The 17,918-nt window shown below is 68.3% G+C and carries 14 protein-coding genes; 9 read left to right on the forward strand and 5 right to left on the reverse strand.

The window, feature by feature from the left end:
* Positions 1-996 carry a selenoneine biosynthesis selenosugar synthase SenB gene (gene senB / locus FG94_RS12195; RefSeq protein ID WP_036211868.1) on the reverse strand — a complete coding sequence of 332 codons (996 nt, stop codon included), beginning with the start codon at positions 994-996 and terminating at the stop codon, positions 1-3.
* Positions 997-1,170: 174 nt separating this feature from the next.
* Here senB and FG94_RS12200 point away from each other — a divergent pair, with 174 nt between their 5' ends.
* Entirely contained in the window at positions 1,171-3,546 is a 2,376-nt protein-coding gene (locus FG94_RS12200) for a DUF4214 domain-containing protein (protein WP_036211827.1), read from the forward strand.
* Positions 3,547-3,604: 58 nt separating this feature from the next.
* Here the strand turns inward: FG94_RS12200 and FG94_RS12205 are convergent, their stop codons facing one another.
* Positions 3,605-5,245 carry a DEAD/DEAH box helicase gene (locus FG94_RS12205; RefSeq protein WP_036211830.1) on the reverse strand — a complete coding sequence of 547 codons (1,641 nt, stop codon included), beginning with the start codon at positions 5,243-5,245 and terminating at the stop codon, positions 3,605-3,607.
* A gap of 359 nt (positions 5,246-5,604) precedes the next feature.
* Positions 5,605-6,936, reverse strand: coding sequence for a transglycosylase SLT domain-containing protein (locus FG94_RS12210; RefSeq protein WP_036211833.1), 1,332 nt, complete (start codon positions 6,934-6,936; stop codon positions 5,605-5,607).
* Between the two features lie 326 nt (positions 6,937-7,262).
* Here FG94_RS12210 and FG94_RS12215 point away from each other — a divergent pair, with 326 nt between their 5' ends.
* Both FG94_RS12215 and FG94_RS12220 read left to right on the forward strand, forming a co-directional pair.
* Positions 7,263-7,832, forward strand: coding sequence for a DUF1415 domain-containing protein (locus FG94_RS12215; RefSeq protein WP_036211836.1), 570 nt, complete (start codon positions 7,263-7,265; stop codon positions 7,830-7,832).
* Entirely contained in the window at positions 7,813-8,046 is a 234-nt protein-coding gene (locus tag FG94_RS12220) for a DUF1289 domain-containing protein (RefSeq protein WP_036211839.1), read from the forward strand. Before FG94_RS12215 ends, FG94_RS12220 begins: the two co-directional genes overlap by 20 nt.
* Positions 8,047-8,078: 32 nt before the next feature.
* Here FG94_RS12220 and FG94_RS12225 read toward each other — a convergent pair whose 3' ends face one another.
* Positions 8,079-8,585 carry a DUF1993 family protein gene (locus FG94_RS12225; protein ID WP_036211841.1) on the reverse strand — a complete coding sequence of 169 codons (507 nt, stop codon included), beginning with the start codon at positions 8,583-8,585 and terminating at the stop codon, positions 8,079-8,081.
* 181 nt (positions 8,586-8,766) lie between these two features.
* Between FG94_RS12225 and FG94_RS12230 the strand changes: the two genes are divergently transcribed.
* Positions 8,767-11,949: an EAL domain-containing protein gene (locus tag FG94_RS12230; RefSeq protein ID WP_036211844.1), complete on the forward strand. Its 3,183-nt coding sequence runs from the start codon at positions 8,767-8,769 to the stop codon at positions 11,947-11,949.
* Complete coding sequence (locus tag FG94_RS12235) at positions 11,894-14,245, forward strand: molybdopterin cofactor-binding domain-containing protein (RefSeq protein WP_081925957.1); 2,352 nt, start codon at positions 11,894-11,896, stop codon at positions 14,243-14,245. Before FG94_RS12230 ends, FG94_RS12235 begins: the two co-directional genes overlap by 56 nt.
* Here FG94_RS12235 and FG94_RS12240 read toward each other — a convergent pair.
* The gene (locus FG94_RS12240; protein ID WP_036211847.1) at positions 14,242-14,661 is read right to left on the reverse strand and encodes a co-chaperone YbbN; all 420 of its coding nucleotides are present in this window, start codon (positions 14,659-14,661) and stop codon (positions 14,242-14,244) included. The two genes, FG94_RS12235 and FG94_RS12240, sit on opposite strands and share 4 nt — an antisense overlap.
* 92 nt (positions 14,662-14,753) lie before the next feature.
* On the opposite strand from FG94_RS12240, the gene tsaB reads away from it, so the two are divergent.
* The 4 genes from tsaB to FG94_RS12260 are packed head-to-tail and all read left to right on the forward strand — an operon-like array spanning position 14,754 to position 17,776.
* Positions 14,754-15,470 carry a tRNA (adenosine(37)-N6)-threonylcarbamoyltransferase complex dimerization subunit type 1 TsaB gene (tsaB, locus tag FG94_RS12245; protein ID WP_036211850.1) on the forward strand — a complete coding sequence of 239 codons (717 nt, stop codon included), beginning with the start codon at positions 14,754-14,756 and terminating at the stop codon, positions 15,468-15,470.
* Positions 15,467-15,949: a ribosomal protein S18-alanine N-acetyltransferase gene (gene rimI, locus FG94_RS12250; protein WP_036211853.1), complete on the forward strand. Its 483-nt coding sequence runs from the start codon at positions 15,467-15,469 to the stop codon at positions 15,947-15,949. The genes tsaB and rimI overlap by 4 nt, the downstream gene beginning before the upstream one ends.
* Positions 15,946-16,836, forward strand: coding sequence for a uracil-DNA glycosylase family protein (locus FG94_RS12255; protein WP_229445931.1), 891 nt, complete (start codon positions 15,946-15,948; stop codon positions 16,834-16,836). The genes rimI and FG94_RS12255 overlap by 4 nt, the downstream gene beginning before the upstream one ends.
* A complete protein-coding gene (locus tag FG94_RS12260) occupies positions 16,820-17,776 on the forward strand; it encodes a DUF1853 family protein (protein ID WP_036211856.1) in 957 nt (318 codons plus the stop codon). Before FG94_RS12255 ends, FG94_RS12260 begins: the two co-directional genes overlap by 17 nt.
* Positions 17,777-17,918: the final 142 nt, after the last annotated feature.

Consider the following 17,918-nt stretch of genomic DNA (forward strand, 5'->3'; position numbering starts at 1 on the left):
CTAGTCTTTCGTGTTGGTGGTCGCGCCGGGCGCGTGAAGGAGCAGATTATCCACCAAGTCGCGCACCGCCGCTTGCTCGGCGCCAGGCAGGAACAGGGCGGCGCGGGCCGCGCACTGGCGCCGCAACAGGGCGTCGAACTCGCTGTCGCCGATGACCCGGTCGATCAGCCGGGCCAGTGCGGCCGCATCGCCCGGCGCGAAATAGCCGGCATAGTCCTCGCCCAGCATGCCGCGGTTGCCGTTGATATCGGAGGCCAGCACCGGCACGCCGCTGGTCACGGCTTCGATGATGACGTTGGCGCCGCCTTCCATGCGCGAGGTAATTGCCATCGCATGGCAGCGTTTCAGGCGCTGGCGCGCGGCCGCATGCGGCAGGGCGCCGAGCCAGCGGTAGCGCGGGTTGGCTGCCTGCGCTTCGAGGGCGGCCTGGCCCAAGGTGGGGTCGAGCGCGCCGCCGATGTGGAGCAGGCGCGCGGCGGGGTGGATCACCATGCCGGCGGCGCGGATGAAGGTCAATGGATCCTTTTCCTCGCGCAGGTGGCCGATCATGCAGATGTCGGCGAAGCGCGCCTGCCCGCGGCGCAGGTAGGGACGCAGGCTCGGCGCCGACTGGTAGATGACCCGCGCCCTGGCACGCAGCGCCATCGGCAGCAGCGCCAGGCCGGCCGGCTGCAGCAGGACCAGGGCGTGGGCGCGCTGGAGCGAGGCGCGGGCCGCGGCGTCCAGGGCGATGTCGCGGTACAGGTCGGTTCCGGTCAGCACCAGGATCGCGGGACGGCCGGGATGGGCGTCGGCGAACGCGGCCAGCGAGGCGGCCGAGCGGCGCGCATGCAGGGCGATCATCAGGTCGGGCGCGCGGCCGGGCCCCGACCAGGCGCCGGCTATCTCGACGCGGTGGACGGCGCGCAGGAAGCGCACCCAACGGCTGGCGGTTTGCCAGTTGCCGTTGTTCTCGCGCGCACTGGCGGGACTGACGATGAGGATGTGCTTGCGCACGGCCACTTTCCTGGAGTTGGGGAGGGCGATTATACGATGCCGCCGCGACAGGCATCCGGCCGCGCGTCCGGAGCTTGAACACCGAAAAAGTTGTCGTATTTGCGCATCGACAAGCCCGGCCACGGGCCCCTTGTGGCATGATCGCCCGCTCATCGGTTTCAGTGCTACTTCATCATGCTATTTCGCCAACTCCTGCTTGCCTTCGCCGCAGCCATCGCCCTCGTCGGCTGCGGCGGGGGCGCAGAAGATCCCGTACAGTCGGCCGGCATGGCTGCCACGCGCGCCAGCCTCGTCTCGGGACAGCACACTTTCCCCGGCATGCGCTGGGAATATACGGTCGTGCGCACCGCCACGGGCTGGAACGTGGTCGACCTGGTCCGCGGCGGGGCGGTCACCGCGGTTCCCGCGAATGCGCGCCTGCGCTTCGCCGACAGTTCGCTGGCGCTCGACGTGGAAGGCAGCGCAGGCCAGGTCTACCGCCTCTACCAGGCAGCGTTCGCGCGCATCCCGGACCAGGCCGGCGTGGGTTTCTGGATCGACGCCCTCGAGCGCGGCAGCTCGCTCGACGCGATCGCCGAGGGCTTCGTGGCTTCCGCCGAGTACCGTGGCATCTATGGCAGCAACCCGTCCAACTCGCAGATCGTCGAGCGCTATTACCAGAACGTGCTGGGCCGCCCGGGCGAGGCGGCCGGCATCGCCTTCTGGCGCGGTGTGCTCGACCGCGGCGCGGCCACGCCGGCTTCGGTGCTGAAGGGCTTCAGCGAAAGCGCCGAGAACCAGGCGATGGTGCTGGTGGCGATCCAGAACGGCATCGCCTACCAGGAACCGGGCGTGGCCTATGTGCCGGTGGCGCGTCCCGGCGCAGACCGCAACGTCCCCCCGGGCAAGGTCGTGACCCTGGACGGTGGCGCGAGCAGCGTGGCGCCCGGCCGCAGCATCTCCTACGCATGGACCCTGCTGTCGAAACCGGCTGGCAGCGCCGCCGTGCTGGCCATGTCGGCGACCGCCACCCCGGCCTTCCTGGCCGACGTGGAGGGCAGCTATGAACTCGGCCTGACGGTTGGCGACGGCAGCGCCACCAGCGCGATGGCGCGGGTGACCGTGAACGCCGCATTGTGGCGCCCGGCCGAGGGACGGATGCCGGCCGGCGGCAATGCCGTCTACCTGGAAAGCGAGGCCGGCGACTACATCGGCGCCGGCAAGGCCTACCTGTACACCGGCGCCGACACCCTGTTCTCGGTCACCCCGATCGGCGCCGGCCTGCGCATCAACCTCACCGGCGACGAAAACTGGTCCGGCGAATTCGTGCCGCCCAACAGCCAGACCCGGCTCCAGCCGGGCTACTACGGCAACCTGACCCGCTACCCCTTCCACAATCCGGTCAACGGCGGCCTGGCGTGGACCGGCGAAGGGCGCGGCTGCAATACCCTGGCCGGCTGGTTCATCGTGGACAGCGTCACCTATGAAGGCAGCGTACTGAGCGCGATCGACCTGCGCTTCGAGCAGCGCTGCGAGGGCGGACAGACCGCCCTGCATGGCCGCATCCGCTGGAGCGCGAACGGCAGCACGGCCGCCCCCAAGCCGGCGCCAGCGCCGGCCGGCCTGTGGACCCCGAGCGCATCGGTGCTGCCGCCCAGCGGCAACTACGTCCACCTGCAGAGCACCCTGGGCGACTACATCGGCGGCGGGCGCACCTACACCTACACCGGCAGCAATGCCCTGCTGAACATCAGCAGCAACAGTGCCCACCTGAAGGTGGGGGTGACCGGCGACGAGCAATGGGGCGGCGACTTCGCCGGCATGACCGGCATGACCCAGCTCGAGCCGGGCTACTACGGCGACCTGCAGCGCTACCCCTTCCACAACCCGGTGCGCGGCGGCCTGTCCTGGAGCGGCGAGGGGCGCGGCTGCAACCGCCTGCTGGGCTGGTTCGTGGTCGACAGCGTGAGCTACGTCGGCGGCAGCATGACGGCGATCGAGATGCGCTTCGAGCAGCGCTGCGAGGGCGGCAGCAGCGCCTTGCGCGGCAAGATCAAGTGGCGCGCGGACGACAACACGGCGCCGCCGGGCCCGGTCAATCCGCCGCCGAGCGGGCTGTGGACGCCCGCGGCGGGCGCGACGCCGGCGAGCGGCAACTTCGTCTACCTGAGCAGCATGCCGGGCGACTACATCGGCGGCGGCATGACCCGCAGCTTTACCGATGCGAACGCGGTGCTGAAGGTGACGGCGACCGGCGCGCGCCTGCAGGTCAGCGTCAACGGCGACAGCTGGTGGTCGGGCGACTTCGCGGGCATGAACACCCTGGGCCAGCTGCAGCCTGGCTATTACGGCAACTTGCAGCGCTATCCCTTCCACAACCCGATCCGTGGCGGACTGTCCTGGAGCGGCGACGGCCGCGGCTGCAATACCCTGAGCGGCTGGTTCGTGGTGGACAAGGTGAGCTACGTGCAGGACCAGCTGTCCGAGATCGACCTGCGTTTCCAGCAGAATTGCGAAGGCGGCAGCGCCGCGCTGCGCGGCAGGATCCGCTGGAGCGCGGCGACGCGCTGACACGGGACGAAAAAAATGGCTGCCCGAGGGCAGCCATTCTTCATGGGGCATTCAGCGATCAGTAGTCGCCGAAAGTGCGGCGGGTGCCATCAGCCGAACGCGGGTGCGCCGACTTGGCGTAGCCACCTTCACGGCGGGCGCCTTCCGGGCGGGTGCCACGGTAGCCGCCTTCGCGCGGGGCGCCGTTTGGAGCGCCTTCGCGCGGGGCCGCGTCACGGCGGTAGCCGCCTTCACGCTGCGGACGGTCGCCATAGCCGCTGGTACGCGGTGCGCCGTAGCCTTCACGCGGACCGCGGTCGGCGTAACGGCTCTCGGCAGGGCGGCTGTCCGCCGGACGGGCGTAGCCGCCTTCACGCGGGGCACGGTCACCGTAGCCGCCTTCGCGCGGCGCGCCATAGCCCGGCTTGGAGAAGCTGCGCTGGCCCGACTTGTGGGCATTGCGGCCGTCGCCCGGCTTCCAGCCCGGACGGCTGGCCGAACGGGTCGGGGCGGCACGCTTCGGCTCGAACCCTTCCACCACGTCGACCGGGATGGTCTGCTTGGTGAAGCGCTCGATGCGGCGCACGTTCATGTTCTCGGCATGGTTGACCAGCGAGATCGCAAGACCATTGCGGCCGGCACGGCCGGTACGGCCGATACGGTGCACGTAGTCCTCGGGGAACTTCGGCAGGTCATAGTTCACCACGTGGGTGATGGTGGGCACGTCGATGCCGCGGGCGGCGACGTCGGTCGCCACCAGCACGCGCACCTGGCCGCGGCGCATGCTGTCCAGGGTGCGGTTGCGCGCGCCCTGGTGCATGTCGCCGTGCAGGGCGGCGGCCGCGAAGCCGGCGATGTTCAGGCGGTCGGCGATCATGTCGGCGTCGCGCTTGGTCGCGGTGAACACCACGGCCTGGTCCATCGACTCGTCACGCAGCAGGTGGTCGAGCAGGCGGTTCTTGTGCGACAGGTCGTCGACAAAGTGCACCTTCTGCACGATGTTCTCGTGGCGGTTGGCCGCGCTCATGATCTGGATCGTCTGCGGATCCTTGGTGATGCGGCGCGCCATGTTGCCCACCACGCCGTCCAGCGTGGCCGAGAACAGCATGGTCTGGCGGGTAGCCGGGGTCGCAGCGACGATCTTCTCGATGTCGTCGATGAAGCCCATGTCCAGCATGCGGTCGGCTTCGTCCAGCACCAGGATCTCGAGCTGGGAGAAGTCGATCTTGCCCGATTCCATGTGGTCGATCAGACGGCCCGGGGTTGCCACCAGGATTTCCGGATTCTTCGACAGCAGTTGCATCTGCTTCGGATACGGCATGCCGCCCAGGATCGACACGACGCGGATGCGGCGCATGTCGGTAGTATATTGTTCGGTCGCGGTGGTCACCTGCAGTGCCAGTTCGCGGGTCGGGGTCAGGACCAGCATCTTCGGCTGGGCCGGGGTAAAGCGGACGCGTTCGCCACGGGCGCGCGCCGACTGCGCGTTCTGCGCCGGGGTGCGGGCCGGAGCCATTGGTTCCATGTTGGCCAGCTTGTGCAAGGCCGGCAGCATGAATGCCGCGGTCTTGCCCGAGCCGGTCTGCGAGGAGACCAGCAGGTCGCGGCCGGCAATGCCGGCAGGGATGGCTTGCTCCTGGACCGGGGTCGGCTTGGTGTAGCCGGCGCCTGCTACTGCCTTGACGAGCGACGCGTGTAAACCTAGTGCTTCAAAACTCATGTGTACTTTTACTTTCGGAATTCAATCATGATCGCGCGTGTCGTGTCGAAACGACGAGCGCAGAATAGCAACGCGAACCAACACTACGAAATGACTCAGAAATGAAAGAAATTTCGGCACAAAAGCTTTGCGCCGGGACGGTGTCTGGATGCTGACACGCAGGGCGGGAGGGCTTTTAAGAAGGGCGATCGTTTGTCGCCAAGGCTTGCGATGCTGCTTGTTGTACTGCTGTGGTGAACTGCTAAATCCTGTCTGTTCGGACCTGCTATTGCAGCGCACAAACGACATCATACATCAGATTAAAAAAGTCTGCACGCGGCCGTCCACTGGACGGCCGTTGCGGGGAGGGGGTATGTGGATCAGCGCTGCTTGCGCTTGGACGAGGTGTTGCGTGCGATGCGCTTGCTGGACGAGGCAGTCGCCTTGACTTTGTAACGCGAAGTCTTGGCCTTCACGCGCGGGCTGCGTTCGGCTTCGAAGGCCACCACTGCGTTCTCGATGATGTTCTCAGCGATGTCGCCGGCCTGCGAGGCCGAAGCCTTCGGCACCAGGATGGTCGAGCCGGCCTTGATGGTCGACTTGGCCGGGATGTTGTTGGCCTGGCGGATGACTTCCGGGGTGGTGCCGAACTTCGATGCCAGCGCGCTGATGCTGGTGCGGGCGTTGGTGATCTTGTGGGTGGTCCAGGTCGACAGCTCGCGGCCCCATCCGGCCAGGTTCAGGTGGAACTTCTCGGCGTTTTCCTTCGGCAACAGGATCTTGGTCTTTTCGCCGCCGGTGATGACCGGCTTCTTGAACTGCGGATTCAGCGCGCGGAACTCGTCGAGCGACATTTCGGCCAGCTGGGCCGCGACGGCGACGTCGATGTCGCTGGTCTTGTCGATGGCGGTGAAGTAGGGCTGGTTGTCGATGGCCGGCAGCGCCACGTTGTACTGCGACGGGTTGGCGACGATGTTCTTGACCGCCTGCAGCTTGGGCACGTAATTACGGGTTTCCGCCGGCATCAGCTCGGCCAGGCTCTCGAAGTCGGTACCCTTGCCGAGCGCCTGGTTCCTCTTGATGATGCGCTGGATGTTGCCTTCGCCCCAGTTGTAGGCCGCCAGGGCCAGCTGCCAGTCGCCGAACATGGTGTACAGGCGCTGCAGGTAGGTGAGGGCCGCATCGGTCGAGGCCAGCACGCCGCGGCGCTCGTCCTTGAACATGTTCTGCTTCAGGTTGAAGTCCTTGCCGGTACCCGGCACGAACTGCCACAGGCCGGCTGCGTCGGCGGTGGACAGGGCTTGCGGGTTGAAGGCGGATTCGATCACCGGCAGCAGGGCCAGTTCGGTCGGCATGCCGCGCTTTTCGAGTTCCTGGACGATGTGGTAGAGGTAGGGCGAGGCGCGGCCGGAGATGCGCTTGAGGCTGTCGGGACGGGCGCTGTAGGCCTGGGTGTGGCGTGCCACCAGGCTGTTGTCGACGTCGGGGATCGCGTAGCCGCTGCGGATGCGGCCCCAGACGTCGGTTTCCTTGTAGTCGTCGACCTTCAGCAGGCCGGGCGCCAGGGGCGCGGCAGGGCGGGCGTTAAGCGCGTTCGCAGCCGGATTCGATACGGCGGCCACGGGGGCGTTGTCCATCGCGCGAGTCAGCGGGGAGGTGGCCAGCAGTGCCAGCGCGGCAGTCGCTACGGTCTTGCGGATCATGTCGTGCATCGCTTTCCAATGTTGCGTCCGAGAACGGACGTACTGGTCAAGGGGGCAGTGTACGTAGTCATGCTCGAGTCAGTCAAGGCATGCGGACCCATCGTTACAAATTAATTTCCAGAGTTCATTTATGTAAATTGACATCATGAAAACGGAAATTGCCGTAAGATGCACGCCGGATCGCAGCAGGAGGCTGCCGATCCCGGCCCGTCGAAGGGCCGGGCCTTCCTCATCTGTTCTGCCTCTAGCCTAGCCGCCGGAAGGTGTCAATCTATGAGCGGACGCAAAGAGTGCGTACAATCCGGCTTCTGCTACCGCCTTATTATTTGCCATCCATGCGTACCGCAAACCCGAATGCCGACGACGACGCGATCGTCTCCGCCACCCGCCGCTGGCTGGAACGGGCCGTCATCGGCCTGAACCTGTGCCCCTTCGCCAAGTCCGTTTACGTGAAGGAGCAGGTGCGCTACGTGGTGTCCAGCGCGACCACGCCGGAAGCCTTGCTCGAGCAGCTCATGGACGAGCTGCAGCACCTGTCCGACACCCCGGCCGAGGAGGTCGACACGACCCTCCTGATCCATCCCTTCGTGCTGACCGACTTCGAGGACTACAACGAATTCCTGGACGTGGCCGATGCCGCGGTCGAGGACATGCAGCTCGACGGCGAATTGCAGGTGGCAAGCTTCCACCCGGACTACCAGTTCGCGGACACCGACCCGAACGACATCGCGAACTACACCAACCGGGCGCCGTACCCGATCCTGCACCTGCTGCGCGAGGACAGCATCGATCGCGCGGTCGAGGCCTTCCCGGAAGCTTCCGAGATCTTCGAGAAGAATATCGACACCATGGAAAAGCTCGGCCACGAAGGCTGGGACAAGCTCGATGTCGGACCAGCACGCTAATTCGGACGGCGCGCCGCAGCGCCCTGTCGGGGCGCTCCCGCAGCGCCCCGACACTCCCTGCGTGGCGGTGTGTTCGACCACCTTCGACGAAGTCTGCCGCGGCTGCGGCCGCACCTACGTCGAGGTGGCGCAGTGGGTGGCGATGAGCGCCGAGGAGAAGGAGCGGGTGTGGGTGCGGATCCTGGCGCAGGGCTACCCGCGCCGGAACACCTGAACCCGCTCTCTCTATCTCTCTCTATATATAGATCAGAGACCCAGGAAGTCGCGCTTCCCGATCGGTACCCCGTTGTGGCGCAGGATCGCGTAGGCGGTCGTCACGTGGAAGAAGAAGTTCGGCAGCACGAAGCCGGTGAGGTAGTCGTCGCCGCGCTCGAAGTGGCGGGCGCGCTCGCCGGCGCCGTGGGTGACGGCGCGTTCGCCGGCCGCGTCGAACGCTGCGCGCGGCAGCGACTCGATGTAGCCCAGGGTCTTGGTGATGCGCTGCTGCAGTTCGGCGAAACTCTGCTCGGTGTCGTCGTAGCGCGGCACTTCCTCGCCTGCCAGGCGGGCGCTCGCGCCCTTGGCGAAATCGGTCGCGATCAGGACCTGGCCCACCAGCGGGAACATGTCCGGGAACAGGCGCGCCTGCAGCAGGGCGGCCGGCTCGATCTTGTGCTGCTGGGCGTGGGCTTCGGCTTTTTCCAGCACGCCGGCGAGGGCGCGCAGCATCTTCTGGAATACGGGGACCGAAGCGGAATACATGGACAGGCTCATAGTTTCTCCTCCGAAAGATTCAATCATAACAAGTCTTGTCGCGTCCTGCCGACAGCCGGACACGAGTGCCTGGCTGTAGATAAGCAATTTGATGACGCTTGGTCATCCGGCATGCATAATCGAACAATTCCATTGCCGTAAATAAATCCCTGCCGGGCGGCGGGGAACTGGCGAACACCCGATGCCCCAGCCACGTTTCTCATTCCGTAATCTCGCTGCCGTGCTGCGCAAGCCGTACAGCCGCTCGATCTACGGTGCGCTGCTGCTGGTGGTCTTCGGCGGCCTGGCGGTGCCCGCCATGGTCGGCGGCTACTTCATGATTGGCGTGAAGGAGCGCGAGGCGACCGTCCACGTGCTGAACGATGCGCTGCAGCGCAATGCCGACATCCTGGCGCTCGGCGTCCAGGAATCATTATGGGACATGAATGCCGAGGCGGCACGCGCGCTGGTTGATTCCTTCGTACGCGACCCCACCATCGTACGCGTCGAAGTGCATGACCTGGCCCAGGCCAAATTCATCAAGCGCGACAGTCCAGTACCCTCAGGTGCGCACTTGTACCGCACCGAGCGCGAGGTGGTGGTGCGCGGCCAGAAGATCGGTCACGTGGTGATCGAGATGAGCGACCATCATTATCAGGACGAGCTGCGCGCCAAGCAGCGCAATTACGCGCTGGTGCTGGCGATCCAGCTGGGCGTGTCGCTGCTCCTGATCGCGCTCCTGATCCGGCGCCGCCTGCTCTCGCCCCTGCGCACCCTCACCGGTTTCTCCGACCGGCTGGCGCGCGGCGATTTCGATACCCCGCTGGCGCTGCCGGCCGGCGACGAGCTGGGGCGCCTGGGCGGCCAGATGGAGCGCATGCGCACCGCGATCGGCCAGTTGTTCGCCGACATCGGCCGGCGCGAGGAGCAGTTCCGGACCATCGTCGCCCAGGTGCCGGGCGCCGTGTTCCGTGCGCGCCCGGGCGGCCACATCGACTTCGTCAGCGAGGCCATCGAGGAAATCTCGGGCTACCCGGCCGAGCGCTTCATGCTGGCCACCACCGACGACTGGGCCAACATCATCCATCCCGAGGACCGGCGCATGCAGCGCCATGCGGCCAGGGACGCGCTGGCGGCCGGCAGTTCTTACGAGATCGAATACCGCATCATCGACGCCGGCGGCATCGAGCGATGGGTGCTCGAGAGCGGCCAGCCGCAGGGCGAGTGGGGCAGCGAGGAATTCCGGGTCGACGGCATCATCTACGACATCAGCGAGCGCAAGCACGACGAGATGCGCATCGAGGCCCTGCTCACCGAGCAGGGTGCGATCCTGGACAACGTCATGTTCGGCGTGCTGTTCGTGCGCGAGCGCCGCATCGTCTCGGCCAACCGGCGCGCCGAGGCGCTGTTCGGCTATGGCGAGGCCGAGCTGGTGGGCCGGTCGACCGAGCTCCTGTTCCCGGGGCGCGCCGAATACGAGCGCCTGTGGCTGGAAAAGTATCCGAAGATCGCGGCCGGCCCCGACACCGGCGAGGAGATCCAGTTCCGGCGCCGCGACGGCAGCAGCTTCTGGCTCCTGGTGAGCGGCTGCGCGCTGGACGGCGCGCGCCCGAACGAGGGCAGCATCTGGGTGTTCGCCGACATCACCGAGCGCAAGCTGGCCGAGGAAAAACTGCGCCTGTCGGCCACGGTGCTCGAGCACATCGCCGACGGCGTCATGGTGCTCGACGTGCACGGCCGCGTCCTTGCCACCAATCCCGCCTTCACCCAGATCACGGGCTTCACCGAGATGGAAGCGCTCGGCCAGCAATCGAGCCTGACGCGCCCCGGCAGCCACGACGATCCGCTCTACGGGCAGATGTGGCGCGACCTGCTGGAGGCCGGCTTCTGGCGCGGCGAGCGCTGGGAGACCCGCAAGAACGGCGAGGGCTACCTGGAATGGCTCACCGTGTCGAGCGTGCGCGACGACAATGACGAGGTCACGCACTACGTCTGCGTGTTCAGCGACATCACGGAGGTGAAGCAATCGCAGGACAAGCTCGACCACCTGGCCCACCACGATCCGCTCACGGCGCTGCCGAACCGGCTGCTGTTCCACGACCGCCTGCAGCATGCGATGGTCCGCTGCACGCGCGCGGGCCAGCAGCTGGCGGTGCTGTTCATCGACCTGGACCGCTTCAAGAACGTCAACGACACCCTCGGCCACCACGTGGGCGACCTGCTCCTCAAGCAGGTGGCGGGGCAGCTAGCCGCCTGCCTGCGCGAGGGCGATACGCTGGCGCGCCTGGGCGGCGACGAATTCATCGTGCTGCTGGAAGATGTCGGCGGTCAAGGCGCCGCCCACGTGGCCGAGAAGCTGATGGCCCTGTTCGAGCAGCCGCTCACCGTGTCGGGCTACGAACTGTTCGTCACCGGCAGCGTCGGCATCAGCGTGTTCCCGCAGGATGCGACCGACCTGAACATGTTGATCCGCAATGCCGACGTCGCCATGTACCAGGCCAAGGCGCGCGGCCGCAACGGCTACCAGTTCTACGCGCCCTCGATGAGCGGCGAGGGCGCCATGCGCCTCCGCCTGGAGTCGCTGCTGCGTCGCGCGATCGAGAAGGGGGAAATCTTCCTCGAATACCAGCCCCAGGTCGAGATCGACACCGGGCGCCTGGTCGGCGTCGAAGCCCTGGTGCGCTGGGACAGCCCGGAGCTGGGCCGGGTGGCGCCGGTGCGCTTCATCCCGGTGGCCGAGGATACCGGCTTCATCAGCCAGCTGGGCCAGTGGGTGCTGGCCGAGGCCTGCTCCCAGATGCGGCGTTGGGACCGGGATGGCCTCGCGGTGCCGAAGATGGCGGTCAACCTGTCGGTGCGCCAGTTCGAGCGCGGCAGCATCGCGCCGGTGGTGGCCGCGGTGCTGCAGGAAACCGGCCTGGCGGCGGGACGGCTGCAGCTGGAGGTGACCGAGTCGGTCATCATGAACACGTCCGACGCGCTGCAGCACATCAACGAGCTGCGCGCGGTCGGCGTCGGGCTGGCGATCGACGATTTTGGCACCGGCTATTCCTCGCTGGCCTACCTGAGCCAGCTGCCGGTGCAGACCCTGAAGATCGACCGCAGCTTCATCCAGGACATCCTGGTCGACGCCAACGACGAGGCGATCGCGGTGGCCATCATCCAGCTCGGCAAGAGCCTGAACCTGTCGGTGGTGGCCGAGGGCGTGGAAAACGAAGAGCAGGCCGCCTTCCTGCTGCGGCACGGCTGCCGCCAGGCCCAGGGCTACCTCTACAGCCGGCCGGTCGCGGCTGGCGATATACTGTCGCGCTGGGGACGGGCACAAGCACATGGACACGATCGAACGAAGCACGAAGCCGGCGCAGCCGAAGGAAGCGAAGCCTGAGGCGGGCGCGCCGCGCGCAGGCGCCAGGCTCACGCGGCGCCGTTTCCTGCTGGGCGGCCTGCTCGCCGGCGGCGCGATGCTGGTCGGCTGGGGCGTGCAGCCGCCGCGCCAGCGCCTGCACGCATCGCGCCCGCTGGCGCTGGGCGGCGACACGGTCGGCCTGAACGGCTGGATCGCCATTTCTCCCGACGGCGCGGTCTCGGTGGTGGTGCCGCGCAGCGAGATGGGGCAGGGCGTGCATACCGCGCTGCCGATGCTGGTAGCCGAGGAGCTCGACCTGCCCTTGTCCAGCGTGCGCATCGCCCAGGCCCCGATCGACAAGATCTTCGCCAACCTGACGGTGCTGCGCGAGAACCTGCCTTTCCACCCCGACGACAGCGGCAGCACGCGCCAGGGCGCGCAGTGGCTGATGGCCAAGCTCGGGCGCGAGCTGGGCATCATGTTCACCGGCGGCTCGACCAGCGTCAAGGATGCCTGGCTGCCGATGCGCGAGGCCGGCGCGGTGGCGCGCGCCATGCTGCTCAAGGCGGCGGCCGAACAGTGGAAAACGCCGGTTGCGCGCCTGCGCACCGAGGACGGTTTCGTGCTGCATCCCGACGGGCGCCGCGCCGGCTACGGCGCGCTGGCGCCCCATGCGGCGCGGGTCGGCGCCGGCATCGAGGCCGGCGACGTGCGCCTGAAGGAGCCGCGCGACTTCCGCCTGATCGGCAAGCCCGCCGGACGCCTGGACAGCCGCGCCAAGACCGACGGCAGCGCGCGCTTCGGCATCGACGCGCGCGTGCCCGGCATGGTGTACGCGGCCGTCAAGATGGCGCCGGTGATCGGCGCCACCCTTACCAAGCACGAAGGCAAGGGGGTGGAGTCCATGCCCGGCGTGCTGCAGGTGGTGCCGATGCCGGGCCTGATGGACGAGCGCAGCGGCCTGGGCGTGGGCGTGGCCGTGGTGGCCACCACCTGGTGGCAGGCGCACCAGGCCGCGCAGGCGCTGCTGGTCAAGTGGCAGGTCGGCGACACGAGCCGGCTCTCCAGCGAATCCGTGTTCGAGGACTTCGAGCGCGCCCTCGAGGAGGAAAGCGGCTACGTCTATCATGAGGCGGGCAGCCAGGACGTGGACGGGGTGGCGCTCACGGTGACGGCCGAGTACCGTGCGCCTTATCTCGCGCATGCGGCCATGGAGCCGGTCAACTGCACCGCCCAGGTCGAGTACGTTCAGGGGCGCGCCAGGGTCCGGCTGTGGGCCTCGACCCAGGTGCCGAGCATCGCGGTGGACGTGGCGGCGCGCGTGGCCGGCGTCGAGCGCGAGGACGTGAGCATCGAGGTGATGCTGCTGGGCGGCGGCTTCGGACGCCGGCTGGAAGCCGACATGGTGGCGCAGGCGGTGACGGTCGCCATGGCCATGCATGGGAAACCGGTCCAGATAATCTGGAGCCGCGAGGACGACATCACCCACGACGTCTACCGCCCGGCGGCGCTGGCGCGCTTCCGCGCCCACCTCGACGCAAGGGGGGAGATCCTGGCCTGGGACAATAAATCCGCCAGCGGCGCCATCGGCCACCAGTACTTCCCGCGCAACCTCGCTCTGCCAGGCATGGGCCCGGACAAGACCACCGCCGAAGGCGAATACGACATGCAGTATGCGATCGCCAACCAGCGCATCGCCCACGTGATCGTCGACAGTCCTGTGCCGCTCGGTTACTGGCGCTCGGTCGGGCATTCGCACAATGCCTTCTTCAAGGAGGCTTTTCTGGACGAGGTGGCGCATGCCGCCGGGCGCGACCCGGTCGCCATGCGGCGCGCGCTCCTGGGCAAGCATCCGCGCGCGCTGGCGACCCTGGACGCAGCGGTGGCGCAGGCAGGGCAGCCGGCGGCGGGGCGCGCGCACGGCGTGGCCCTGCACCGCTCCTTCGGCAGCACGGTGGCCCAGGTGGCCGAGGTCTCGGTCGAGGGCAAGCAGATCCGCGTGCACCGCGTGGTGTGCGCGATCGATTGCGGGCTGGCGGTCAATCCCAACATCATCGCCCAGCAGGTGGAGTCCGGCGTGCTGTTCGGGCTGTCGGCCGCGCTGCACGGCGAGATCACCATCAAGGATGGGAAGGTGGAGCAGTCGAATTTCGGCGACTATCCGGTCGTGCGCATGCACGAGGCGCCGGTGGTGGACACCATCGTGATGCCGAGCATGGCGCATCCCGAAGGCGTGGGCGAGCCTGCGGTGCCGCCGATCGCGCCGGCGGTGGCGGCGGCCGTGTTCAAGCTGACCGGGCAGCGGCTGCGCAGCCTGCCGCTGCGGCTGAGTTAAACGTCGAGCAGGACCCGCAGGTTGCAGTCGCGCTGCCAGGCGCGCCGTTCCTCGTTGGACGCGGCCAGGCGCGCCAGTTCTTCCGGCGTGGTCGCGGCCTGGGCCTGCACCAGGCGGTCGGCCACGGCGCCGTCGGGCAGCATGGTGCCGAAGAACGCGACCGTGTCGCCGCGCTGCACCAGCAGGGTAGGGAAGTTTTCCACGTCGAGGTCGCCCACGATGTCGGCCTGGTCCTCGATGTCGATCCAGACGAAGGTCTTGTCGAGGTGGCGCAGGGCCAGTTCCTCGAAGGTGGCGCGATAGGACGAGCAGGTGCCGCACCAGGCGGCGCACAGGCAGGCGACCGTCAGGGCGTCGCCCGCTATCGCGGCGGCGATGCGCTCGCGGTTGTCGGAATCCAGGGTCAGGCTTTGCATGAGCCGGATTGTACCGTGTGTTCACGGGGGAATGTGCGCTCCGGGCGCCCGGGCCGTGGCCAGGCCCCCGGCCGAGCAGGTAAAATACCGGCATGTCCACGATTCTCGCCATTGAAACCTCGTCCGAGCTCGCCTCCTGCGCGCTATTGAACGGGGACCACGTCATCGCCCGTTCCACCTCCGGCGTGCGCACCCATTCGCAATCGGTCCTGCCGATGGTGCAGGAACTGCTGCGCGAAGCCGGCCTGGCTTTGTCCGACTGCGACGCGATCGCCTTCGGCGCCGGTCCCGGCTCCTTTACCGGGGTGCGCACCGCCTGCGGCGTGGCCCAGGGCTTGGCATTCGGCGCGAATCTCCTGGTGCTGCCGCTGGTGACCCTGGAGGCGATGGCCGAAGCCTGCCGTGCCCGTACCGGGGCGAACGAGGTGCTGGCGGTGCTGGACGCGCGCATGGGCGAAGTGTATTGGGCGCAGTACCGGCACGATGCCGCGCGCGGCGCCTGGATCGAGGTCGCCGCGCCCGCGCTGTGTGCGCCGCAGGATCTGGCGCCGCTGCCGGCCGAGGGCCTGGCCGCCTGCGGCAATGGGTTCTCGGCTTACCCGGAAGCGTTTGCCGGCAAGGCCTTCGCCGCGGGGGCGCTGGACGACATCCTGCCGCACGCGCGCGAACTGGCGCTGCTGGGCGCGCCGGCCCTGGCCGCCGGGCTGGCGGTGCCGCCCGCCCAGGCCCAGCCGCTCTACCTGCGCAACAAGGTGGCCTACACCAGCGCCGAGCGTCAGGCCATCAACGCCGCGAAGGCCGGGGCATGACGGTCCTGCAAGAGCTCAGTGACCAGGTGCGCGGCTTGAGCTTCGCGCCGATGCAGGCTGCCGACGTGGACGAGGTGCATGCGCTCGAATGCAGCGTGTTCCCGCATCCCTGGAGCCGCGCCAACTTCAGCGAGTCGCTCGCCAGCGGCTATGACGCCTGGACCGCGCGCGACGCGCAAGGCCGGCTGGCCGGCTACTATCTATTGATGTATGCGGTCGACGAGGCCCACTTGCTCGACGTGGCGGTGGCCGCCGGGCGCCAGGGCCAGGGGCTCGGGCGCCACCTGCTGGACCGGATCGGCGCGCGCGCCCGCGAGCAGGGCATGGCGTCCATCCTGCTCGAGGTACGCCCGTCCAACGAGCGCGCGCTCGCCGTCTACTGCCGCTACGGCTACCGCGAGATCGGCCGCCGCAAGGGCTACTATCCGGCGCACGGCGGGCAGCGCGAGGATGCCATCGTGATGAGGATCGACCTGTGAACCGCGCAGTGAAGCACATCGGTGACCGCGACGCGGCCTTCCTGGCCGAGATGGGCATCGGCCCGCTGTGGAGCCTGCGCGCCGTGCCGGAGGCTGCGGTGGAAGCGGCGCCGCAGGCCGAGCCGGAACCCGCGCCGGCCGTGGTGGCGCAAGCCGCGCCGCCGGCGCCGGCGCCGGCCCAGCCCTTGGCGCCGCCCCCGATGCCGCGCCAGGTCGCCGAACCGGCGGCCCGCCCGGCATGGACGCCGCCGCCGCGCGAGGACAGCGCCTGGGGCGTCGAAGCCGAACCGGAACGCCTTGACGTTTCCAGCATGGACTGGGCCGCCCTGCGCCAGGCCGTCGCCAGTTGCCGGCATTGCAGCGCCTGCAGCGAAGGCCGCAAGCCGGTGCTCGGTGCCGGCGCGCGCCAGGCCCGTTGGCTGGTCGCTGCCGGCACGGCCAGCGCGGCGGACGAAAAGGCCGGCCAGCCGCTGACCGGCGAGCCGGGCAAGCTGCTCGACAACATGCTGGCGGCGGTCGGCATGTCGCGCGAGGCCGATGTCTATGTGACTGCGCTGGTGAAATGCCGTCCCGCCAATGCCAAGGGCGGCGACCGCGCCCCGACCCTGGAAGAAGTGGCGGCCTGCCGTCCCTTCCTGGAGCGTGAGCGCGAATTGACCGGGGCCGGCCTGGTGCTGACCCTGGGCCAGGTGGCCATCGACGGTCTGCTCGGCAAGCCGCTTTCCGAACCGCTGGCAGGTTCGCGCGGCAAGGTCCACCGGCTGGGCGAGGTGCCCCTGGTGGCGACCCTGCATCCGGGCGAACTGCTGCGGCGCGGGGGCGACAAGGCGCTGGCCTGGGCGGACCTGTGCCGGGCCAGGGCAGCGGCAGATGGACGCGCCGGCTGACACCTACCAGCTAGGCTTCCACCGCCGCTGGGGCCACCTGCGGCGCGCCCGGGTGCGGGCGCTGGCCTGGCTGCTCGACGCCCCCGACCTGCTCGATGCGAACGACCCGCAGTGGGCCGGCCGCATCGCCACCACTGGCCCCGTGACCCCGGAGCTCGCCGACTGGCTGGGGCGCCTCGACCATGATCCGTCCGTCCTGGACGAAGCGCTGGGCGCGAAGATGCACACGCGCCTCGGCCTGTATGCCGAAAAGCTGATGGCCTTCTATTTCGAGCAGCACGGGCGCCTGGTCGCCCACAACCTGCAGGTGCGCGCCAGCCGTAACGACACCATCGGCGAATTCGACTTCCTGCTGGAAGACGGGCCGGATGCGGTTGAACACATCGAGTTCGCCACCAAGTTCTATTTATTGGACGGGGAGGGCGGACAACAGTTCGACGCCCTGGTCGGCCCCAACCTGGCCGACAGCCTGGGCCTCAAGATGCGCAAGGTCTTCGAGCGCCAGCTCAGCCTGGGCGGGCATCCGGCCGCGCAGGCCCTGCTGCCGCGGCCGGTGTCGCGGGCGCGTGCGCTGGTCAAGGGCTGGCTGTTCTATCCGTCCGGTTCCTGGCCCGCCATGCGCGGGATCGCCGCCGGCCACTGCCGCGGCTTCTGGTGCGCGCTGGACGAGATCGAGGGCCTGGCCGGGGAAGAGTTCCTGATGCTGCCGCGCCTGCAGTGGCTGGCGCCGTTTCGCGCCGCCTCGGCCACCTGGATGCTGAACCGCGCCCAATTGCATGCCGAGCTGTCGGCCCAGTTCGAGACGTCGTCGACGCCGGTGCTGGTCGCGGTGGTGCGCCATACGCCCGGGCAGATCGAGGAGATCGAGCGCGGCTTCATCGTGCCGAACGACTGGCGCGAGCGCGCCGCCGCTCGCCGGATGGTGAAGGCGGTGCCGTAGGGTGGGCGGGTCTCCCTGTATGGCACAGGGACATAGGTAACAGTCGTCTAGAGACATAGGTAACACCTTTTATGATCAGCGCACGACCAATAACTGGAGCGTGCGATGCCTTGGAAGGAGTGTTCCCGGATGGCCTCTCGTC

This window comes from Massilia sp. LC238 (genome assembly GCF_000735635.1).
GTDB lineage: Bacteria > Pseudomonadota > Gammaproteobacteria > Burkholderiales > Burkholderiaceae_D > Telluria > Telluria varians.